The sequence below is a fragment of the Bradyrhizobium sp. SZCCHNRI3043 genome, assembly GCF_032377735.1.
Lineage (GTDB): Bacteria > Pseudomonadota > Alphaproteobacteria > Rhizobiales > Xanthobacteraceae > Bradyrhizobium.
In genome coordinates, this window is record NZ_JAUHID010000007.1 from 51,998 (window position 1) to 73,350 (window position 21,353).

Sequence of the window (21,353 nt, forward strand, 5' to 3'; positions counted from 1 at the left end):
CCCTGCAACTCGTTGTCGCGTCAAGATTTCCGCGGCCCGGACAGGGGCGTCTCGCGATCGCGCTCCGTCTCCCGGTACTCACATATGACGAGGGAACAGCCAACCAGTTCCCAATGACGAGTGCAATGGGGTGCTTCAGCTCAGGCGATCCCAGGTTGCAGCCATGTCGTCCCAGCGCGGCGGGTCGGCGCCCTCGCGGGTGCAGGTGACGGCCGCACACGCCCCGGCAAAGGCGAGCACCTTGCGCAATTCGGTCTGGCTCAATCCCCTCAGGGCCTCCCGGCCGATGCGGCCGAGCTTGCGCAGCGCGAACAAGAGCCCCGCCTGGAATGTGTCGCCGGCCCCGATCGTATCGACCACCTCGACCTGGGGGACTGCGACTTCGACCGCGCCGGCTTGCGCATGCCAGCCGAGCGCCCCCTTGGGACCCCGCGTGACGACGACCAGGCTGGTGCCGCGCGCCAGCAGCGCGTCGGCCCGCGCAGCGTAATCGTCGTGGCCATGCAGATAGTCGAAATCGACATCCGACATCTTGATCAGGTCGGCGCTTGCGGCAAACCCATCCATGTCAGCGCGATAGCCGGCCTTATCAGTCACCAGATTCGGACGGCAGTTCGGGTCGAAGGAGATCGTCACCGCGCCCTGCGTGGCGGCGATCAGCGCACGGGTCTGCGCGGCGCCGAGATCGTGGATCAGCGTGGTCGAGCCGACATGGATGGCATCAATGTCGGCAAAGGGGATGCTGCCCGGCCGGAACGTCCATTTCCGCGCGGCGGTCTCGGCGTCGTAGAAGGCATACTGCGCCTCGCTGCCGACATGGCGCACGAAAGCGAGCGTGGTCTGGTCAGGGCTGCGCGTCGCGTAGCCGAGGTCGACGTTCGAGCCTTGCGCATGCGCCGCGATCATGGTGCCGAACAGGTCGGTCGAGATGCCGCCGACGAAGCCCGTGGGCGCACCGAGCCGCGCCACGCCGACGGCGACGTTCAGGCACGAGCCGCCGACCACCGGCCGCAAGGCATCGCGGCCGTCGGCCGATCTGGCCGGAACGAAATCGATCAGCGCATCGCCGCAGCTCAGGATCATGGTCATGCCTCCCCGTCGACCCCATGCATCACGGAACGGCTCTCGCGATCAAGCGTCCGCAGCAGGCCGTGGATGCGGCGCTTGCGGCGATGGAAGGCCGCGACGTCCGGATCGGTCGGATCGCTGAGGCGGCCGAGCGAGGACATCGACGCCATCGTTTCGCCGATCGAGCGAAAGCCGCCGCTCGCCACCGCGCCGAGCATGGCCGCGCCGAGCAGCACGGGCTCCTGGGTGCCGGGCAAGGCCACCGTCAACCCCGTCGTGTCCGCCATGATCTGGCGCACCAGCGGACTGCGCGAGGCGCCGCCGGCCATGACCAGCGTCCGGCTGCTGACGCCGTTGGCGGCGAAGGCGTCGATCACGTCGGCCAAGCCATAGGCGAGCCCGCACAACCCGGCCACGAACAGCCGCTCCATCGCTGAGATATCGGTATCGAGATCGAGGCCGGCGATGACGGCGCGCGAGTCGGGATCGGCATAGGGCGAACGGTTGCCGAGAAACTCAGGGAGGATGTGGAGATCCCGCGCCAGCAGCGCAGCGGCGCCGGCATTCGGCACTCGCGCCATGATCCGCTTCTCCAGAAAGCTGATGACGTCGAGCCCTTCGGCACGCGCGGCGGCCGTGGCCTCGGCAAACGCCGGGTGCGAGCGCAGCAGGTGATCGATCGCAGCCCCCGCAGCGGACTGGCCACCCTCGTTGAGCCAGAACTCCGGCACCATGCCCTGATAGTACGGTCCCCATACGCCAGGCACGAAGGACGCAGCGCGCGTCGTCGCCATGATGCAGGCCGAGGTCCCCATGATATAGGCGAGGCGCTCGCAGACATCGACCTCGCCGCGCTCAGCCGCGCGGCCGCCGATCGCGCCGATGCCGCCGGCATGGGCATCGATCAGCGCCGCACCGACCGGTGTGCCTGCAACCAGTCCGAGTTCTTCGGCCGCGTCCTGCGACAGCCCACGGCCGAGCGGCGTGCCAGGCGCAACGATCTCGGTGCCGATCCGCGCGAAATCTTCTGCGACGAAATCCTCCAGCCCGATGCGGCGAAAGTAGGCCGCGCTCCAGCGCGTCTCATGCGCGAGATAATTCCATTTGCAGGTGACGGTGCACATCGAGCGCGCCAAAGAGCCTGACGCACGCCAGGTCAGGAAGTCGGCGAGATCGAAGAAATGACCTGCCGCATCGAAACTCTTGCGCAGGTGCCGCTTCAGCCACAGCAGCTTCGGCATCTCCATTTCCGGTGAGATCGAGCCGCCGACATAGCGCAGCACCTCGTCTCTGGTCGCATTGATGTCGCGCGCCTCCATCAGCGCGCGATGATCCATCCAGACGATGACGTTGCGGGCGGACGCGCCGGAGCTGCTGACAGTGACGGGAGCACCCGATGGGTCCAGCGCCACCAGCGAGCAGGTGGCGTCGAAGCCGATGCCCTTGATCAGCTCCGGCGCGACAACCGCTTCCGCCAGCGCGGCTTTGACCGAGGCGCAGCAGGCGCGCCAGATGTCGTCGGACGACTGCTCGACGACGTCGCCGGCCTCGTGCCAGGTCTGGATCGGATGCCGCGCCGCGGCAAGCAGGCGGCCGCTACAGTCGAAAATCCCGGCGCGCGTGCTGGTTGTGCCGACATCGACACCGACAAAAGCCTGCCGCATGTTTCGCTCCCGTCAATTTTGACGCGAGCTTACCAGCAAGTGTAGCCGCCATCGACAACGACGACGCTGCCGGTCATCAAACTTGCCGCCTCGGAAGCGAGGAACAACACCACCGAGGCGATCTCCTCGACCTGCCCCATGCGGCCCATCGGGGTTCCGCCGATCCAGGCGTCGTACATGCGCGGATTGCTCTTCACGAAGGCATTCAGCGGCGTCTCGATATAGGTCGGCGCGACCGCGTTGACCCGGATGCCGCGCGCGCCCCATTCGGCCGCCAGCGACTTGGTCAGATGGTGCACCGCAGCCTTGGACGCGTTGTAGAAGCACTGCTCCTGCGGCTTGTTGACGATGAAGCCGGACATCGAGCCGATATTGACGATGGTGCCGCTCTTCGCCGCCAGCATGTGCTTGCCGAAGGCGCGGCAGCACCAGAAGGTGCCGTTGAGATTGACGTCGAGCACGTTGAGCCAGTGCTCGTCGGTGACGGTCTCGGCCGGCGTCTCGCTGCGCGCGATGCCGGCGTTGTTGACGAGGATGTCGAGGCCGCCGTAGCGCGCGACCAGATCGTCGGCCACCTCGTTGACTTGAGCCGAGTCGGTGACGTCCATCAGCGCGGTCTCGGTGTCATAGCCCTTGGCCTTCATCGCCGCCTGCCCGTCCGCCGCCGCCTTGGCGTCGCGATCGGCGATCACGACATGCGCGCCCGCCTCCGCCAGCGCCTCGACGCAGGCGAGCCCGATGCCCTGCCCGCCGCCGGTGATCAGCGCGGTCTTGCCGTTCAGCTTGAATTTCTCCAGATACATCGTCGTGGTCCGTTGTTGTCATTGACGCCCGGAGGGGACGTCGCCTCTCATGCGAAGATCGAATTGCCGTTGGCATCGAAGCGATAGATGCGGTTCGGCTCCGGCCGCAGCGTCACGGCGTCGCCGGCACTGAGGCGCTTTTCGCCGACGACGCGCACCGTGAGCGTGCCGAGCGCGCCCGCATCGACATAGAGAAAGGTGTCGCTGCCGAGATGCTCGGCGATGACGACCTTGCCGGGCCAGCCCTGTCCGTCATCGACAACCGCGACATGCTCGGGCCGCACGCCGATCGTGGTCGCATGGTGTTTGTCCGCTTCCGCGCCGGTGATGAGGTTCATCTTCGGCGAGCCGATGAAGCCGGCGACGAACAGGTTGGCCGGCCGCTGATAGAGCTCGATCGGCGAGCCGTACTGCTCGATGCGGCCGGCGTTCAGCACCACGATCTTGTCGGCCATGGTCATGGCCTCGACCTGGTCGTGGGTCACGTAGATCGCGGTAGTGCCGAGCTGCTTCTGCAGCCGCGTCACCTCGAGCCGCATCTGCACCCGCAGCGCGGCATCGAGATTGGACAGCGGCTCGTCGAACAGGAACGCCTTGGGCTCGCGCACGATGGCGCGGCCGATCGCGACGCGCTGGCGCTGGCCGCCGGAGAGCTCGCGCGGCTTGCGGTCGAGATAGGGCGTGAGGTTCAGGGTCGCCGCGGCCGCCTCGACCTTCTGGGCGATCTCGGCCTTCGGCAGCCCGGCCATCTTCAAGCCAAAGGCGATGTTGCCGCGCACGCTCATATGCGGATAGAGCGCATAGGATTGGAACACCATCGACAGCCCGCGCTTGGCCGGCGGCACATCGACGACATTGTTGCCGTCGATCAGGATGCGGCCGCCCGAGACGTCCTCCAGTCCTGCGATCAGCCGCAGCAGCGTGGTCTTGCCGCAGCCGGAGGGGCCGACGAACACCACGAACGCGCCGTCGGGAATGTCGAGATCGGCGCCCTTGATGATGTGGACCGGCCCGAACGATTTCTGCACACCTTCCAGCGTGATCCGTCCCATGATCCCAGCCTTTCGTTACTTCACTGCGCCGAAGGTCAGCCCGCGCACGAGCTGCTTCTGGCTGAACCAGCCGATGATCAGGATCGGCGCGATCGCGAGCGTGGAGGCCGCCGACAACCGCGCCCAGAACAGGCCTTCCGGGCTCGAATAGGAGGCGATGAAGGTCGTCAGCGGCGCCGCATTCAGGGTCGACAGGTTCAAGGTCCAGAACGCCTCGTTCCAGGCGAGGATGAGATTGAGCAGCAGCGTCGAGGCGAGGCCTGGGATCGCCATCGGCGTCAGCACGTAGATCAGCTCGCGCCCGATCGTGGCGCCGTCCATCCGCGCCGCTTCCAGGATGTCCTTCGGGATCTCCTTGAAGTAGGTGAACAGCATCCAGATCACGATCGGCAGGTTGCCGAGGCAGAGGATGAAGACCAGCCCGGTGCGGGTGTCGAGCAGACCGAAGTTCTTGTAGATCAGGTAGATCGGCACGAGCACGCCGACCGGCGGCATCATCTTGGTCGAGAGCATCCAGAGCAGGATGTCCTTGGTGCGCTTGGTCGGCGCAAACGCCATCGACCACGCCGCGGGAATGGCGATCAGCATCGCGATCAAGGTCGAGCCGCCGGCGATGATCAGCGAGTTCAGCGCGTGGTGCAGATAGTCGCTGCGCTCCTGCACCGTGGCGTAGTTTTCGGTTGTCCAGTGGAAGAACAGGAACGACGGCGGCGTCGCGAACGCCTCCAGCTCGGTCTTGAAGCTCGCCAGCACCATCCACAGGATCGGGAAGAAGATCACGAACCCGGCGAGCCATGCGGCCACGGTGGAGATTGCGACATGACGTCCGGTGACCTTGCGCGCCATGGTGTCACGCCTCCAGATTGCGGCCGACGATGCGGACCAGGAAGAAGGCGACGATGTTGGCGATGACCACGGCGACCAGGCCGCCGGCCGAGGCGGTTCCGACATCGAACTGGATCAGCGCCTGAGAATAGACCAGGAAGGCGATGTTGGTGGTCTGCAGGCCCGGTCCGCCGCCGGTGGTGACGAAGATCTCTGCGAACACCGTGAGCAGGAAGATGGTCTCGATCAGGATCACCACCGTGATCGGGCGCGCCAGGTGCGGCACAGTGAGATAAATGAAGCGCGACACCGCGCCGGCGCCGTCCATCTCGGCGGCCTCCTTCTGCTCCTCGTCGAGCGACTGTAGCGCGGTCAGCAGGATCAGGGTCGCGAATGGCAGCCACTGCCAGGCGACGATGAAGATGACCGCGAGCAGCGGCGCATCGGTGAACCAGTCGATCGGCGTCATCCCGAGCGAGGTCGCGATCCAGGCGAACAGGCCGGACACCGGATGCATCAAGAGGTTCTTCCACACCAGCGCGCTCACCGTCGGCATCACGAAGAACGGCGCGATCACCATCAGGCGGATGATGTTGCGGCCAATCACCGGCTGGTCGAGCAGCAGCGCGAGGGGAATGCCGAGACCGATGGTCAGCAGCAGCACCGAGCCGACCAGGACCAGCGTGTTCTGCAGCGAGGCGAGGAAGGCGGGGTCGGTGAGGAAATATTCGAAGTTTTCGAGGCCGACGAAGCGCTCGGAGCCGGGATCGAGCAGGCTGTAATGCAGCGTGGAGAAATAGACTGTCAGCGCCAGCGGCACGATCATCCAGATGAACAGCAGGATGACCGCGGGCGACATCAGCGCGCGGGCCAGGATTTGCGTCTGTCTGGTGGCCATGACCGCCGTTCCTTGTTCGCTCGACAGATATTGCCGTCATTGCGAGCGAAGCGAAGCAATCCCGAACACGGGCGGGACTCTGGATTGCTTCGTCGCCTTCGGCTCCTCGCAATGACGAGCTGATGGCTAGTCGTAGGGTGGGCAAAGGCGCGGAGCGCCGTGCCCACCGTCTTCACGGTTCGCGGCCCGACGGTGGGCACGCTTCGCTTTGCCCACCCTACGGGTCTCGCATGTCGCGTTCGAGCAGAGAAAAAATGCGGCCATCCCTGTGGGGAGGGATGGCCGCCAGTGATCAGCTCGGGAGGAGTTTTGGCTTCGAGCTGATGGACGTGGCGCGCCTATTTGATGTAGCCGGCGCGCTTCATCTCGCGTTCGGTGGATGATTGCGCCGCCGCGAGCGCCGCGTCGACCGTCATCGAGCCGGCCAGCGCAGCCGAGAACTGCTGTCCGACTGCGGTGCCGATGCCCTGGAATTCAGGGATGGCGGCGTATTGCACGCCGACATACGGCACCGGCTTCACCGTCGGCTTGTTCGGATCGGCGGCATCGATCGAGGCCAGCGTCAGCTTGGCGAACGGCGCGACCTTCAGATACTCCTCGTTCTTGTAGAGCGAGGTGCGCGTGCCCGGCGGCACGTTGGCCCAGCCGTCCTTGGACGCCACCAGCTTCAGATAATCTTTGCTGGTGGCCCAGGCGATGAACTTCTCGGCCGCCTCGACCTTCTGTGAGCCGGCGGGCACCGCGAGGCTCCACGCCCACAGCCAGTTGGCGTTCTTGCCGAGGCCGGTGTTCGGCGCCAGCGCGAAGCCGACCTTGTCGGCGACCTTCGACTCCTTCGGGTTGGTCACGAACGAGGCCGCCACGGTGGCATCGATCCACATCGCGCATTTGCCGGAGTTGAACAGCGCGAGGTTCTCGTTGAAGCCATTCGAGCTGGCGCCGGGAGGGCCGGCCTCCTTCATCAGCTCGACATAGGTCGACAGCGTCTTCTTCCATTCCGGCGTGTTGAACTGCGGCTGCCATTTCTCGTCGAACCAGCGCGCGCCGAACGAGTTCGACATCGCGGTCAGGAACGCCATGTTCTCGCCCCAGCCGGCCTTGCCGCGCAGGCAGATGCCGAACACGCCGCCCTGCTTGTCGGTGAGCTTCTTGGCGGCATCGATGACGAAGTCCCAGGTCGGGCTCTCCGGCATCTTCAGCCCGGCCTTGTCGAACAGGTCGGTGCGGTACATCACCATCGAGCTCTCGCCGTAGAACGGCGCGGCGTAGAGCTTGCCGTCGACGGAGACCGCATCCTTGATCTTGGGCAGGATGTCGTTCGCGTCGTAGTCGGCGCCGAGCTTGTCGAGCGGCACCAGCCAGTTCTTCTTGGCCCAGATCGGCACCTCGTAGGTGCCGATGGTGAGGATGTCGAACTGGCCGCCCTTGGTAGCGATGTCGGTGGTGACGCGCTGGCGCAGCACGTTCTCCTCCAGCGTCACCCATTTCACGGAGATGTCGGGATTGGCCTTGGTGAATTCGCTGGTGAGGCCCTGCATCCGGATCATGTCACCGTTGTTGACGGTGGCGATGGTCAGACTTGTCTCCGCCAGTACGGGCGCATTTGTCAGCAGCGCGGCGGCGCCCATCAGGGCGGCAAGCGTGCTCGTCCGAGTGAAGATGGTCTTCACGGTCTCCTCCCTTCCCGTGTCTTTTGAACATATGCTCACGGGCTGGGCTGATGTTCACTATACGGATCAGACTTTGTCAAGCATGCGCCGGCGCGCACAGGTTGTGCGGCGCGACAGGGATCCGACCTTTGATAGAAGACTGCGCAGCAGCGCCTAAGGCTGTCACGCCAGGACGGCGCGCGCCGTGGCCTCGTCGGTGATCAGGCCGTTGATCAGCCGCCCCTTGAGCGCAGCGCGGATCGCCGGGACCTTCGCCGGACCGAGCGCCGCCGCGATGGTCATGGCGCGCGCCGGCACCTCGGGTGGAATGCTGGTGAGCCTGCGGTTGGTGCCGCCGGCGATCAGCTTGCCCTTGGCGTCATAGGCCCAGCCGGTGATCTCGCCGATGGCGCCGAGCCGCATCATCTCGGTGAGCTCGTCGCGGGTGACGAAGCCGTCGACATGCATCTGCGCCTTCTGGTCCATCTGGCCGATGCCGACCAGCTTGAGATCGGCCTTGTCGGCCACCGCCTTGACCTTGGCGATGGCATCGAGCCGGACCATGCGGTCGCGCTCGTCCTCGGTGCCCATCAGGAACGGCAGCGGCATCGGATAATGCCGCGCACCGGTGCGGTCGGCGAGCCGGCCGACGGTGTCGAAGAAGCTCGCCGAGCCGTCGGCCAGGATGTTGCCGACCAGCGAGACGATCTGGTGCTCGGGGCGGTCGATCGGCGTGACGCGCTCGACCGCGGCCCGCACCGCCCGCCCCGTTCCGAGCGCGATGATGACCGGCGTCTCGGCCCGCAACGTCGTCTCCAGCAGGTTGGCGCAGCGTTCGGCGATTCCTGCAGACCCGGTGGGCGCAGCCGGGTCGGTCGGCACCACCTCGCAATGCACCAGCGCAAACCGCTCCTTGAGCTGGGCGGCGAGCGCCATGCAGGACGCGATGGGGTGCTCGAGCCGGAAGGTGATCAGTCGCTCGGCGAGGCACAGCGACACCAGCCGCTGCGCGGAGGCGCGCGACACCTGCAGCATCCGCGCGATCTCGTCCTGGGTATGGCCGGCGATGAAATACAGCCAGCCGGCGCGGGCGGCGTCGTCCAGCCGTGATTTGTCGCTGTCGCTGCCCGCCATGACGCCGCGCGGTCTCCTTCCAGTCGCTGCTACCCCGGCCAAGCAGAGGCTCGACGCGGATCGGCCAGCACTATGGCATGGCGGCCGCGGCGCCGGGAACCGAAGCCCGCCGCCATCCCCAGGCGGGCGCAGCAGCCTCGCCCAGACCAGATCATATGCTCGGACCATGGGCAATAGCCCAACCTCGGCAGGTTGCGGCGCAACGACCGGCGCGCTGGCCCCGGAACCTCGCCGGCCGCACGACGGCTCCCCATCAGGGATGCGGCGTCTCGGGAGGCCGCTTAGCTGGGAGGCCTGGCTGTCCCTCCCCTCGTCCGCCCCAACCGCGCCGCGCCGGTGCTCGTCTGCCGCAAATGCCTGAAGCGCAGCGATGACCCCAAGGCCACCAAGAAGGCCATCAAGAAGGCGATCAAGCATGCGCTGACATCAGAGCGTGAGCGCGGCAGTGGCGCTCGCGAGAAGCCCGCGCGCGTCGTCATGACGAGCTGCTTCGGCCTGTGCCCGAAGCGGGCGGTCGTCGTCACCGGCGGCGTCCGCGCGGCGCGCGGCGAATATGTGCTCGTCTCCGCCGCGGACGACGCGGCGGGCACCCTGGCGCTGCTGCGTGACGATCAGAACAGATCGTCCTGAGCGTCGTCGGCCGCCGCTGGCGACCGGCCGATGGTCAACGAAACCTTGCCGCGGACGATCGAATGTCGCGGCCGATGTTGACGCTTGCTTGGCACGCGCAGGGCTTAGCTGCGGGGATCATCGTCGTCGGCAAGTGTCCCATGAGCCCCACCGCAACCATCGCAGTTTCCGGCATGAACGCGGCTTCGCGCCGCCTCGAGGTGTCCGCCTCGAACGTCGCCAATGCACGGAGCACCGGCGCGCTGCCCAATGCCGACGGCACGCTGCCGGCGGGCGCCCCGAAAGCCTATGTGCCGCTCGATCTGGTGCAGAGCGACGTCGCCGGCGGCGGCACGCAGACGACCATCACCCGTGCAGGCTCCGGGACCACAGCGAGCTACGATCCCTCGGCGCCGTTCGCCAACAAGGACGGCCTGGTCGCGGCGCCCAATGTCGATCTCGCGCAGGAGATGATCAGCCAGCTCGTCGCCAAATACAGCTTTGCCGCGAATGCAAAAGTGCTGAAGGCGAGCGACGAGATGAGCCGGACCGTGATCGACATGAAGGTGTAGACCGGCCTCGGCGGCTCGCGCCGCGTCAGCGCGAGAGTGCGGCGACCAGCCAGTGGATCAGCGTGGCACCGCCGATCGGCGCGACCATAAGCAGCATCATGTTGAAGCCGATCAGCACCAGCAGCAGCCTTTCACGCCGCGGCGACAGCCGCCGCTTCGGCGGCTCCGGTTTCGGATCATGCGGCCAGCCACCGGGCAAGTCGACGAACATTGCGGCCTCACCTGTCGCAGCAGAACGCCGGAGCAGGCGCATCGGATGCCCCGCTCCGGACGAGCATCGTAGCACGGCGGGATCATGGAGACGATCGGCGGCGCGTCCTGCGCCGTGCTCACGCGGTGTCCTTGCCCAGCTCGGCCAGCACCTGCGGCTCGACCAGCAGCCCCTGCCGCTCGTATCGCCCACGCGTCCGGCTGAAGCGCACCACGACCGCATGGCGCTTGCTCTTCGCCTTGGCCCGCCGCGACAGCAGCGCGTTGCCCGCGGGCAGAAAGACGAGATCGCCGAGACCAACGCATGAGAGGCATGCCGGACCACCGTCCTCCATCATCAGGAAATCGCCGGTCCCGCCGCAGCGATGACAGCTCCAACCGTCCCGCGTCGGCAGGATCGCCACCAGCTCCGGCACCCGGCTCGCCTTCGCTGCCACACGCTCGCGCTTCTTCTCGGAGAGCGCCGGCGAGACCCAGTGCGTCCGGAACAGCTCTTCAAGTTGCGGATCATTGCTGCGGCTGAACCGCAGCGGCTGCCGGCGTGGCGTCTGTGCGACATAGGCGGTCTCGCTCGGGCTCAGCCCCTTGGCGAGCGCCCAGGCACGAACATGCGTCATCGCCTCCTTGATGCGCGGGAGACCGGAGCGCGTGACCTCCTCCAGCGAGCCGACCTGCCCGCGCCGCCACTGCTCCAGCAAGCTCGCATCGAGCCAGCCGAGGCCACAGAACAGGTCGGCGATGCTGACGTAGTGCTGCTCGGCCAGCAGCGCCTCGGCCGCCCTAGCGACGCGATCGGACACCGGCTCCTTGTTCCCCCGGCTCATCACCGCACCTGCAAGATCGTGAACGCTGACAAGGCGCGCATTATCCAACAGAGCCGGCGGCGATCAAGAGCGGCGCGACCGCGGCATCGGCCGTGACGCGGCCCGATCCAACCGCGTGAGGAGATCTTCCTAGGCGCTTTTCGCGACCGCGCCCTGCCCCGTCCGCTCGCCGGTCACCTCGCCGGCCGGCTCCGGGCTCAGCCAGCGATAGATGAAGCCGCCGGCCGCGCCGCCGAGCAGCGGCGCCACCCAGAACAGCCAGAGCTGCGCCAGCGCCCAGCCGCCGACGAACAGCGCCGGCCCGGTGCTACGCGCCGGGTTCACCGAGGTGTTGGTGACGTGGATGCTGATCAGGTGAATGAGCGTCAGCGCAAGCCCGATCGCCAGCGGCGCAAATCCCACCGGCGCCTTGCCATGGGTCGCGCCCATGATCACGAACAGGAACATCATCGTCAGCACGAACTCGCTGAGCAGGCAGGCCCCTAACCCATATTTGCCGGGCGAATGCTCCGCATAGCCATTGGCGGCAAAGCCGCTCGCCGTGCTGAAGTCCGGCGCGCCGCTCGCGATCGCGTACAGCACGGCAGCAGCAACGATGGCGCCGACCACCTGCGCGACGATGTAGGGCACAATCAGCCCGGTCGGGAACCGCCCGCCGCAGGCCAGCCCCACCGTGACAGCCGGATTGAGATGACAGCCCGAGATGTGCCCGATCGCATAGGCCATGGTCACCACGGTGAGCCCGAACGCCAGCGACACGCCGAGCATGCCGATCCCGACATTCGGCACGCCCGCCGCGATCACCGCACTGCCGCAACCGCCGAACGTGAGCCAGAACGTCCCGATCGCCTCCGCCACGAGCTTGTTGTTGTTGCCGTTCATCATCGCCTCCCTGGGTGCGTGTGATTGGCCCACATTGATCGCCCCGCCATCAGGTGCAGATCATCACTTCTACAACCCAGAGTCAAAGACGCAGTCGCGGCTGCGGTGAGGGAGTTCCCTGCCCGGGGCATGGGCCTCAACACGACGAATGGCCGCGCCAGCGCGTTTAATCCGACGCGCGCTCTGCCTGTGGCTCGCGACACGCCGGCGAGAGCATCGGCACGTTCGCCCACGGCCAATTGTGCCAGCGCCCGTCTTCGTCGACGCAAGCGGAGGATGTCGGGGGCGGGCTCGTTGTCGCATCCGCGGATGCTTCAAGCGCGGCAAATCGGTGGTCGACATAGGTCGTGGACAGGCATCCCGCGACGGTCACCACCAGGACGACCGCAAATCCCTTGGCTGAGTCACTCCAGCGCATGTCATCAAATCCCTTGTTCGGCGTGCGAGGAAACACATGGGACGACCTTGCCGCGCAGTCGCGCGGCGCGGCTGTGAGATAGGTCACATCGGCAACTAGCCGATATTTCAGCTCCTGATCGGCCGGCCTGTTTGCGGGGATGGGCCTCGGCTTGTCCGCATGCCTCGGCGCCCCTGGCGGAGTTAGTATAGCGTTACTGTAATTCCCCAATCGAGCAAGCAGCATGGCGTGGATAGCGTGTGGTCGTGCAATCGCACATGCTATATAGTAGCAGCACATGGAAAATCCTGCTGTTATCAGCCCGCGCGTCTTCAAGCGACATCGCGTCATTATCAAGAAAGCATCTCGCAAACTGAAAGTGAGCGAAGCCGAAGTGGTTCGCCGCGCGCTCGAAGCATTTTCTTTCTAGGGGGAACCGGTGGCAATTTCGATCAATTCGTTTTGGACCCGTAGGGCATTTGCCATTGCCTGCTCGGCTTTGACTATGGTGTTCACCGTCCTGGCCGTCATCGGGTGGTTCGAGCCGCAATACTCCTTCATGTTCTCATTGATCTTCAGCTTCTTCGCTTGGCTCTTTCTGTTCCACGCCGTATTCGGATTCGCCAATCTGTTGTCAGCCGCGCAGGCCCGCGCCATAGACTATGTGTACCTTGGTGTTGCGGCCGTTGGTGTCTTTGTATTGGCTTTCAATTACGAGGGCCGACGGCAAGACTACGACTTCAGCGACAGGAGAGAGCAGTTGCAAAACAAACTTCTGTCTGCGAGCGGAGACGTCAGCCTGCAGCTCGCAAGGATAGATTCCGCTGTCTGCGGGAGGTCATCTAGAGACAAGCCCCCCTTCTCGTCCCATTGCGAGTTGATCGAAAAGCTGGATTGGGAGAAATTGAAAATTGGGAGCATTCCCGAGAACGGAAAGATATCGCTCGAAGAGTTCATGCGACAATTTCCAGTAGCTCCCAGCGGACAGGAGGTAGCGTTTGAGCGTGCGCAACGGAACTTCGATATCTTAAAGGAGGCAAGAGAAAGGGAGTTTGCGGCGGCGGACGACCTCCGATTTCACGAGTCACGAGCAAGGACGGACCGAGACGTTCGCGAGGAAGGCCACGGCCTTTTCACTTGGCCATTTATTCTTGCGTTCGCTTTTGCGTTACGGCTGACTCGCACGACTATTGAAGTGTTCGAGTGGACGCGCCGGCCATTGCCTGCGACACAAACGAGCTGAAGGCGTTATGTCCAGGAATGTGTCCTCCGTACCTCGCCAGCACCTCGGCGTCTTCATAGGTGCATCCCACAGCCTCCGTTTCCATGAGCAGGCACATCTGCCGGAGCTTTTCGTCGAGCTTTGAGAGTGTGTAGACGCCGGCCATGAGCCGGTGTTCTCGGATTAAACGGGTGTGGAATGGGCGGGCATAAAAGCCGAAATCCTCAATGACAATTGGCCCCTTGAATTCGGATATGAGGATACTGGCAATGAGCCGGGCATCCTCGTCTCCGATTTCCTTCCGATTGAGCCGCACCATGAATGGTGGCGCCAGAATAAAACCAGCGCGGGATCGGCTTCTGCAGCGCCGTCCTCAGCAAGGGTGACAGCAGGAGACCCTCCACCACTCCCCTCGCCTCTTGGTCGTCGTCACCCCGGGTGTAAGTCAGTTTGTCCTGGCGGGCGGCATTCATCACCAGACGGGTGAGCGCCCGGGGGCCGTCGGGGTAGGTCATCAGATCCTTGTCGGGAAAGACTGCGGCGGCAAACTCGCGAGCCTCCCGGTATTGCATGGGAAGAACATTCAAGCCGTGCTTGGCGGGGGTCATAAACTTTCGCACCCCGCTTCGAAATGGACTCGTCGGTAATCACGAGCGAGCCCTTTGGATATTCAAATATCTTATCGGCAAGGCCGATTTTCAGGAGTTTCATGGCCGGCAGTCACGGCAGACCTAGTCTCCGTGCCGTGACAGGACAAAGCCTGCGGGACCGCCGACCGGAAATAGAACTGCCAAGCTCTATTGTAACGCGTCGCGTACCATCTCCCCGGCTTTCGCCAGCCCCTTCTTGATGACCTTCCCACCAATCAGCGCGCCGGCAACCGCCAACGCTGCCGGTGTGTTCGCTCCCATCAGTGCCAGAACACCAGCCGACGAAACGAATAGGGCCGATTTAGCTGTGGTTGTGAGGAGACTGTCGTGGCGCTTTTCCCACCATCCGTTCAGACTATCTTTGAACGTCTTGACCGATTTGACAACTTCCCTTTCCGGGGCTTTCCCCTTGGTGAAGGCGGTAACGAGCTCGCGGATTCGTTCGAGCTCGGCCCTCATGCGTTCAAGATCGGAAATCTCTTCAGCTGCATTCGCCTTCGCATCTTCAGAGTTCGGCCTCTCTTCTTTCAACTTGTCAAGCTTGTCGTCGATCTGAAGCATTAGCCCGGCGATGGCGAGCATGATTTCTTTATCGTTCGCCTGGACCGCTTTTCCTACGGTCGTCTTCGCGGTGCCCTTTTTCTTCTTCGGCGGTTGCGGTTTTTGAGGTGTGACCCGCGCGAGCATTCGCTCCAGTTCTTTCATCGCAAATGCACGTACGCTCTCGAACCGGCGTCTTCGCTTGCGGTCGCCAGCCAGATGCGGATACGAAAGGTTCGAGACCAGCCAATATTCGTCGAAGTCCCTGCCTTTTTGCCGTTCGGCAAATTCCTGCAAAGTGTCGAGCGCATCCACCAACCGATTCGCATCAGAGACAATCACCACGTCAATCGCGTATCTGCGGTACCGGCCGAACTCTTCTCGCTCGGCTACCAAGTCCGGCTTTACAGATTTCCCGAGATCGAGCTGGTGCTGAACATTGAAATTGGCGGCTGTCAGCATGTCCGACAGCCGCCAGACCATCTGCTGCTCTTCAGTCCGTCCCCGCGCCTTTTTCGCCATTTCCGCCCCCAAACTGGGTCAAATACACACGCAGAACGACAAATTGGCAATCCCCACAATTCACAGGACTGCCACTGACCGAATCAGGGTACTTTCTCCGTGTGGGGCTAACGGAAGGATCGCTGATGCTTCTGCTCATCCGCCTGCTGAATATGTCACCGAAGATCGCGCGGGCGTTTCGCGACTTCGCCATTGGCTTCGCGGCGTGGACCCATGCGGACCTCGACGCGCTCAAAAAATGGTTCGATAGTACGCCAAAGCAGCAGCAACAAATGCTGCAAGAACAGTCGACGCTGAACCAGAACATCGAGGCGGTGTTTGCTTCGTATCAAAAACACGTCGATACCCAGCATGAAATCTTGGCCCTCAAACGGGAGATAGGAAAGATGCCCGCTCTACCAGACGAGGGATATTGACGGCTCACGTGACGCCGCCGGCATATTGGACGGCTCTGCCGTTCCAATATCGACGCTGGTGTTCGTGAGGCGGGAGCCTGGGCGAGCGGAGCGAGCTCCGTTTTTGGACGTCCATTGCCGTGCTTTACGCAGGCGTCCGATAAGCGGATTGGTTGGACTTACGGTGACGCTACACGTTTCTCCATCCTCGGCGGACTCCAATTTGAAGTGCAACACCCCATATAAGGGGGTGAGCATGGGACGTCACTACAGTCAGTTGAACGCGACGGAGCGCAACGATCTTCATAGCCGGATGCTGAACGGCGAGAGCCTGCGTTCAATTGCCCGGAGTCTCGGTCGAGCACCTTCGACGCTCTCACGGGAGATTTCGGGATTACGGTGACGCTGCAGTTTTCTCGCCACGCGTTTTGTGGCGAGCGCCAAGCGATGATTCGGCGCGCTCGGGAAGCAGGTCGTCATCAATGGTGAGTTTGATGGCGGCCAACTCATGTGATCAACTGATGCGGCACGACAGCGGCGCAAGCCATAAATTCTGAATACCAGAATATTTATTGACACCACCTCCAAATCAGTGATTTTATTCCCGCCATCCTGCTTCGCCGAGAGGGGCGTATCGCGATCGTCACGGCACGTGAGGCGGGGATGCGGTGGCCGCGGCTTCGTCAGGCGCTTTTGCGCGACGACTGATGAGCTGCGGACGGCGAAGTCGCGTGGTCCTGGCGCCCCGATGCTGGCGTCAAGGTCGCGGCGCTCATGACGAGCGCAGCGGGCGACGGGGGCAAGACAGCCGGTCCCCGGGGAGATCGCGTATAAGCCGTAAAGCCATCGCGCGGGGAAGGCCGGATGTTCGGCCGTACCTGTGGTTCTGCCGCGTGCTTTTTTGCTGCACGCGGACCGCGGGTGCGACCAGCACCCGGCCTTCCCCGCGCCCTCTCGTCTGACGAGGACGCCAACTGCAGCAGAGCTCGGGCCGACACGGCCGCGGGATCGCGGCGGCATGACCGTGAGCAAGGCTGCGGCGAGCGACAGGCTGTTTGACAGAGTTGATTGGGATTAGAGAGCGCGGCTCAGTCGAGACGCGCGACGCTCGTGGATACGAAGATGCCGAGATGCCCGACATGCGGGTTGATGAGATAGACGATGCGCTGGCCCGCCCGCTTCAGGTCGTCCGTGTCGGAGTAAACACTCGGAATCCAGCCGAGCGCCTGATGGGGCGGCGTGATGTTGTCGCCAGGCCACACGCCGATGGCGGCCGTCGGAGCGGCACCGGCGGCCGGCTCGGAAGAATCCGCCAATGGCCTGACCACTGGACCAGCCTGCGATCTGTGTTCGCGGAGGGTCTCAGGGAGGAAAGCGTGGGCCATGGCAGCCCTCCAATGGGCGAGTCGGAGCCTTACCGTCCCTGACCCTGCGTCATCATTCCCGGTTGCATCTGGCCGGACGGCATCATGCGCGCCATCGCGTTCATGCCCATATGTGGCGCCAGGAGTTCGTCGGCGGTTTTCTTCTGTTCGTCGGAAAGGGTGCCGACGAGGTTTGTCAGCGCCGACTTCATCGCGCGGGTGCCTTCCAGGCGCGCAGCCAGCCACTTCTCCTGCAGCGCAAGACGATCGACCAAGCCTTGCTGCCCAGCCCCCGTCTGCGGCATCATCGAGGCGCGCACCTCGCCAAGGCTCTTTGCGTTGGTGCGGAGTGCGTCGGCGAAGGCATTCCAGGCGGCGTCCTGCGCATCGGTGATCTTGAGCTCGGTCTTCAGGAAGGCGATCCGGCCCTCGACCCGGTCGATGGTGGCCAACCCGCTCATGCCAGCGCAGCCCCCTTCAGCGCCCGATTGCCCCATCATCCCCATCATGTTCGCCATGGGCATGTTGCCGCCCATCATGCCCCTGCCACCCATCATGCCTTGTCCCATCATTCCGGGCTGGCCGGCAGGCGACTGAGGTTGTGCGGCGGCGGGCGCCCCCTTCTGGTCAGGATGGTGCGCTTCGTGATCGGCGGCCGATTGCGCCCAGGACGTTGTGCTCGCCGTTGCAAGCAGCAATGCGACAGGCAGTGCCAGACGTTTCATGGAACCCTCCCGCTGATCAGTTGATTGGTCGCAATGAGTGCCGATTTTTACCGGCTACCGATTGATGCAAGTCAATCTCAGAAGCGATCCCAACTCTAAATTGCTTCCTGCGCGGTTTCTTATCGTCAGCGATCCGTTCGCTGATGTGGATTTTTTCACAGCGCAAACGAGCTTCGTCTGGGATCTTCACGCAAGACCGCGACCCGACATCTGTCGTCCAAGTTTCACAATGGAGAAGCCAATATGACCCTTCCCAAAATTCTTGCCGCTGCCGCGGCCCTGTCGCTCATTGCGTTGCCAGCGATGGCGCAGACCGGATCATCCGACACCGAAAAGAACGGCCATCACTATCAGGGAGGGCCGAAGACCGAAGTCCCCCACCATATGGGCAAGAAGGAGACGGTCGGCGTCTCCACCAAGACCCAGGGCACCGGCGGTCATCACTACCGCGGCGGCCCCGCGACGTCGACGCCGCATCACATGGGCGACAAGGAGCGGTGAGCTTCGAGGTTGAGTAGGTGCGACGCCCCTGCGGGTCGCCGCACCCAATCAGCCGATATTGATTCCGACTGACACCAAGTCAGGCGCGAGCCATTTTTGAGCCTACGCCATCAGATGTCAGCAAATGTCGAAATCATCCAAAAGACGACCCGCACAACACGAAAGCGGCAAGACTTATCGCGCCGCGCTGCACGACCTACAGGTCGAGCTCATCAAAGTGCAGCGGCACGTCACGCACCTCGCACTCGCCGCGCCTCCAGCAATGGATTATAGGCGGCTGACTTCGCGATGGTCGGATCGAACAGCAAGACCCGGCCGTGTTGGGCTCGGAAGCCCGAGGTCAGGGTCCAGTTCTCGCCCTTGATGTCGTGAACGATGCAGCTGCCCGGCCAGGTCAGCAGCGTTGGCACCACCGGACCGACGCCTTTACCGGACCTGGTCGGCGCGAAGCACAGCACATGTTCCGGTCCATCATGACGCAGGTAATTTTGCTCGAAACGCCCGAGCACGACACCATCAGGGCCGGTAAGGCCGGCAGCCCGAATCTCCTGATGCGTCGCCCAGCGAGCTGAACCGTAGGTCGCGGCAGTCTTGGCTTCGCGCGCCCGCCATACCGACATGCCAACGGCAACCGTGATCGAGATGAATCCGCCAGACGACGCGATGTAAGCCCCCTCTACGAAGACCTGCGGCGCATACGCGTCATAGGCGTACCACCACCAGAAGAATGCTGGCGGGAAGTAGATGGGTACTCCCGAGATCAGCTCGAACCATGGTTGTCCAAGCTGAGGTTGGTAACCGAGCCTCCAAGCCACCCACTGCGTGGCCGCCCACTTCGATCTCGCCGCCGGTCGCGTAGGTCGGGAGACGCCGTCATCACGACAGCGCCGCAAGCTCCCTCACGCCAACAGGAGACTTGGTTCGCCAACCGACCATGAATGCCCGCTCTGCGAGGCCGTTCCGAACGCGAGCGATCTGAGTCCGCTCTCTGACGAGTCGCGATCGCAGCAGGGGATCGTGAGTTCCCGATGCAATCAGGCATTTGTTGATTACCCAGCCGAATGGCTCAATGCAGGCGCGCCGCAAGTCCTCCTGAAGAGCAGCGGCCTCTGAAACCGGAGTCGTCTCCGGCAGCGTCACCAGGATCACCCTTGTGTAGGTGGGGTCTTGCAGCCTCATTAGCGGGGTGACGATACGCCCGGCTCCGCTTGGCGCAAGTTGGCTTGTCATCTGGCGATGATAGGCCCCGGTCGCATCCAGCAGGAGTAGCGTGTGGCCTGTGGGCGCCGTATCGAGCACGACGAAGTCGCTACGCGCCTCCGCAACAATGTGCGAGAAGGCATGGAAGACGGCGACTTCCTCGGTACATGGCGAAGCGAGGTCCTCGAGCAGCAGAGCTTTGCCTTGCTCGTCCAGATCACGACCCCGACTTGCCAGGATTTTCGCGACATACCGCTCCGTCTCGACCCGAGGGTCGATCCGGTCAACGGTGAGGTCAGGCATGGCGCCATCGACCACGAAAGCGACATGAGCTGCGGGATCGGTGGTGCTGAGGTGGACGGCATGACCCCGCTTGGCCAATCCCACGGCAATGGCGGCAGCAATCGTCGTCTTTCCGACGCCGCCCTTGCCCATGACCATGATGAGGCCGTGCTTATCCCGCGCGATGTCATCGACCAACCGGTCCAGGCCCGGCAGGTCAACCGGTTCCAGGTTCGGCATGCTCGCAGCTACTGAAGGCTGGCTGGAGGACGGCAGAAGCGCCCTCAGAGCCGTCAGACCCACGATGTCGAAACCAAGCAACGGGATTTCGTCTCGCGGAAGTTTCGTGAGCGACGCAGGCATTGCCGCTAGTGCCTCGTCCTGATCCCGCTCAAGGGCAGTCGCGACGACATCAGTTCGATCCGCCGCGTGGAAGCGCCCGTTCACCATGAGGAGCTGGTTCGAGAGATTGAGCGCATCGAGTTCGCCCGATGTTCTGGCCGCCTCACGGATGGCCCCCTTGTCGGCGCGGGTGACGAGAACGATAGTGGTCCGCTCGGAATCGCCCAAGGCCTGGAGCGCCTTGCGAAAGCGGTCCTCCTGCATCTTCAAGCCTGAATGCGGCCCGAGGCAGGACGCTCCTCGGTCATTGTCCTTGAGAAAGCCGGTCCATGCCTTTGGCAGGCTGAGCAGCCGTAGAGTGTGGCCAGTCGGGGCCGTATCGAATATGATGTGATCGAATCCTGCCATATCGCCGTCCAGCAGTCCCACGAACTCGTCGAAGGCGGCTATTTCGGTGGTGCAAGCTCCGGAGAGCTGCTCGCGCACAGTCGACCGCTCACCGGCGGTGACTTCCGGTCCGAGCTGTTCGAGGACCCGGGTGCGATAGCTCTCGGCAGCAGCTTCGGGATCGATATTCATCGCCGAAAGTCCGGCCACGTTTGCCACCGGCGCTGGGCGATCAGTCAAAGTGACTTCGAGCATCTCGTCCAGGTTCGACGCCGGGTCGGTACTGACGAGAAGAACGCGTAGTCCACGGTCGGCGAGGCCAACAGCGGTGGCACATGCAAGCGACGTCTTACCGACACCACCCTTCCCGGTGAAAAACAGATACGGCGTCGGGGCGTTCAGCGCGCGAAAGTGAGACATAATAAGCTGTCCTGCAGACGCAGCAGTCATGCAATTGCCGTCAGTCCGATGGGTGCGACGAGCGTTGCGTTCAAAATGACCGCATCGTTGCATCGCTTTGCGATGGGATACCTGCGGAGATTCAATAGCAACGCCGCGAGCTCCTCTGTTGCGATGGAATCAACGAATGGGAGTGACCAACGGGCTACGAGGCAACAACAAAATAGGTATCGATGG

The 21,353-nt window shown here is 63.7% G+C and carries 22 protein-coding genes and 2 pseudogenes; 7 read left to right on the top strand and 17 right to left on the bottom strand.

Annotated features, from left to right (window positions below; all coding sequences use genetic code 11):
• Positions 1 to 135 precede the first annotated feature (135 nt).
• The 8 genes from QX124_RS16500 to QX124_RS16535 form a co-directional block, all read right to left on the bottom strand.
• Complete coding sequence (locus QX124_RS16500) at positions 136 to 1,083, bottom strand: carbohydrate kinase (protein ID WP_315782922.1); 948 nt, start codon at positions 1,081 to 1,083, stop codon at positions 136 to 138.
• A gap of 2 nt (positions 1,084 to 1,085) precedes the next feature.
• Positions 1,086 to 2,732 (bottom strand): FGGY-family carbohydrate kinase, encoded by a 1,647-nt coding sequence (locus tag QX124_RS16505; RefSeq protein WP_315797724.1) that lies wholly within the window; start codon positions 2,730 to 2,732, stop codon positions 1,086 to 1,088.
• A 29-nt stretch (positions 2,733 to 2,761) separates the two neighbouring features.
• Entirely contained in the window at positions 2,762 to 3,535 is a 774-nt protein-coding gene (locus QX124_RS16510; protein ID WP_315797725.1) for an SDR family NAD(P)-dependent oxidoreductase, read from the bottom strand.
• Between the two features lie 47 nt (positions 3,536 to 3,582).
• Complete coding sequence (locus QX124_RS16515) at positions 3,583 to 4,587, bottom strand: ABC transporter ATP-binding protein (RefSeq protein ID WP_315797726.1); 1,005 nt, start codon at positions 4,585 to 4,587, stop codon at positions 3,583 to 3,585.
• Positions 4,588 to 4,602: 15 nt separating this feature from the next.
• Complete coding sequence (locus QX124_RS16520) at positions 4,603 to 5,433, bottom strand: carbohydrate ABC transporter permease (protein WP_315736062.1); 831 nt, start codon at positions 5,431 to 5,433, stop codon at positions 4,603 to 4,605.
• Positions 5,434 to 5,437: 4 nt separating this feature from the next.
• The gene (locus QX124_RS16525) at positions 5,438 to 6,310 is read right to left on the bottom strand and encodes a sugar ABC transporter permease (RefSeq protein ID WP_315736061.1); all 873 of its coding nucleotides are present in this window, start codon (positions 6,308 to 6,310) and stop codon (positions 5,438 to 5,440) included.
• 338 nt (positions 6,311 to 6,648) lie between these two features.
• On the bottom strand, positions 6,649 to 7,938 hold the full coding sequence (locus QX124_RS16530; protein ID WP_315737014.1) for a sugar ABC transporter substrate-binding protein: 1,290 nt from the start codon (positions 7,936 to 7,938) through the stop codon (positions 6,649 to 6,651).
• 204 nt (positions 7,939 to 8,142) lie between these two features.
• Complete coding sequence (locus QX124_RS16535) at positions 8,143 to 9,093, bottom strand: sugar-binding transcriptional regulator (protein ID WP_315736060.1); 951 nt, start codon at positions 9,091 to 9,093, stop codon at positions 8,143 to 8,145.
• Positions 9,094 to 9,429: 336 nt separating this feature from the next.
• On the opposite strand from QX124_RS16535, the gene QX124_RS16540 reads away from it, so the two are divergent.
• Positions 9,430 to 9,723 (top strand): hypothetical protein, encoded by a 294-nt coding sequence (locus QX124_RS16540; RefSeq protein ID WP_315736059.1) that lies wholly within the window; start codon positions 9,430 to 9,432, stop codon positions 9,721 to 9,723.
• A 140-nt stretch (positions 9,724 to 9,863) separates the two neighbouring features.
• The gene (locus tag QX124_RS16545) at positions 9,864 to 10,274 is read left to right on the top strand and encodes a flagellar basal body rod protein FlgC (protein ID WP_315736057.1); all 411 of its coding nucleotides are present in this window, start codon (positions 9,864 to 9,866) and stop codon (positions 10,272 to 10,274) included.
• A gap of 25 nt (positions 10,275 to 10,299) precedes the next feature.
• Here the strand turns inward: QX124_RS16545 and QX124_RS16550 are convergent, their stop codons facing one another.
• The 3 genes from QX124_RS16550 to aqpZ all read right to left on the bottom strand — a co-directional run bounded on the left by QX124_RS16550 (position 10,300) and on the right by aqpZ (position 12,190).
• The gene (locus tag QX124_RS16550; protein ID WP_315736055.1) at positions 10,300 to 10,485 is read right to left on the bottom strand and encodes a hypothetical protein; all 186 of its coding nucleotides are present in this window, start codon (positions 10,483 to 10,485) and stop codon (positions 10,300 to 10,302) included.
• A 118-nt stretch (positions 10,486 to 10,603) separates the two neighbouring features.
• Positions 10,604 to 11,308 (bottom strand): hypothetical protein, encoded by a 705-nt coding sequence (locus QX124_RS16555; RefSeq protein WP_315736053.1) that lies wholly within the window; start codon positions 11,306 to 11,308, stop codon positions 10,604 to 10,606.
• A gap of 129 nt (positions 11,309 to 11,437) precedes the next feature.
• Positions 11,438 to 12,190, bottom strand: coding sequence for an aquaporin Z (gene aqpZ, locus QX124_RS16560; RefSeq protein WP_315736051.1), 753 nt, complete (start codon positions 12,188 to 12,190; stop codon positions 11,438 to 11,440).
• A 695-nt stretch (positions 12,191 to 12,885) separates the two neighbouring features.
• Between aqpZ and QX124_RS16565 the strand changes: the two genes are divergently transcribed.
• Positions 12,886 to 13,017 carry a hypothetical protein gene (locus QX124_RS16565; RefSeq protein ID WP_315736048.1) on the top strand — a complete coding sequence of 44 codons (132 nt, stop codon included), beginning with the start codon at positions 12,886 to 12,888 and terminating at the stop codon, positions 13,015 to 13,017.
• A gap of 9 nt (positions 13,018 to 13,026) precedes the next feature.
• A complete protein-coding gene (locus tag QX124_RS16570) occupies positions 13,027 to 13,830 on the top strand; it encodes a hypothetical protein (protein WP_315736046.1) in 804 nt (267 codons plus the stop codon).
• A gap of 203 nt (positions 13,831 to 14,033) precedes the next feature.
• Here QX124_RS16570 and QX124_RS16575 read toward each other — a convergent pair whose 3' ends face one another.
• A complete protein-coding gene (locus QX124_RS16575) occupies positions 14,034 to 14,417 on the bottom strand; it encodes a hypothetical protein (protein WP_315736044.1) in 384 nt (127 codons plus the stop codon).
• A gap of 189 nt (positions 14,418 to 14,606) precedes the next feature.
• The gene (locus QX124_RS16580; RefSeq protein ID WP_315736042.1) at positions 14,607 to 15,521 is read right to left on the bottom strand and encodes a hypothetical protein; all 915 of its coding nucleotides are present in this window, start codon (positions 15,519 to 15,521) and stop codon (positions 14,607 to 14,609) included.
• A gap of 125 nt (positions 15,522 to 15,646) precedes the next feature.
• Here QX124_RS16580 and QX124_RS16585 point away from each other — a divergent pair, with 125 nt between their 5' ends.
• The gene (locus QX124_RS16585) at positions 15,647 to 15,937 is read left to right on the top strand and encodes a hypothetical protein (RefSeq protein ID WP_315736040.1); all 291 of its coding nucleotides are present in this window, start codon (positions 15,647 to 15,649) and stop codon (positions 15,935 to 15,937) included.
• 235 nt (positions 15,938 to 16,172) lie between these two features.
• A complete protein-coding gene (locus tag QX124_RS31875; protein WP_409997707.1) occupies positions 16,173 to 16,319 on the top strand; it encodes a helix-turn-helix domain-containing protein in 147 nt (48 codons plus the stop codon).
• A 688-nt stretch (positions 16,320 to 17,007) separates the two neighbouring features.
• Here the strand turns inward: QX124_RS31875 and QX124_RS16590 are convergent.
• Positions 17,008 to 17,169: pseudogene (locus QX124_RS16590) on the bottom strand (DUF3141 domain-containing protein); the annotation flags it as partial.
• 161 nt (positions 17,170 to 17,330) lie between these two features.
• Entirely contained in the window at positions 17,331 to 18,005 is a 675-nt protein-coding gene (locus QX124_RS16595; protein ID WP_315736038.1) for a Spy/CpxP family protein refolding chaperone, read from the bottom strand.
• A 243-nt stretch (positions 18,006 to 18,248) separates the two neighbouring features.
• On the opposite strand from QX124_RS16595, the gene QX124_RS16600 reads away from it, so the two are divergent.
• Complete coding sequence (locus QX124_RS16600; protein WP_315736036.1) at positions 18,249 to 18,506, top strand: hypothetical protein; 258 nt, start codon at positions 18,249 to 18,251, stop codon at positions 18,504 to 18,506.
• A gap of 226 nt (positions 18,507 to 18,732) precedes the next feature.
• Here QX124_RS16600 and QX124_RS16605 read toward each other — a convergent pair.
• Positions 18,733 to 19,339, bottom strand: a pseudogene (locus QX124_RS16605) (type IV secretory system conjugative DNA transfer family protein); the annotation flags it as partial.
• A 43-nt stretch (positions 19,340 to 19,382) separates the two neighbouring features.
• Positions 19,383 to 21,137, bottom strand: a complete 1,755-nt coding sequence (gene arsA, locus QX124_RS16610; RefSeq protein WP_315797727.1) for an arsenical pump-driving ATPase — start codon at positions 21,135 to 21,137, stop codon at positions 19,383 to 19,385.
• Between the last annotated feature and the right edge of the window lie 216 nt (positions 21,138 to 21,353).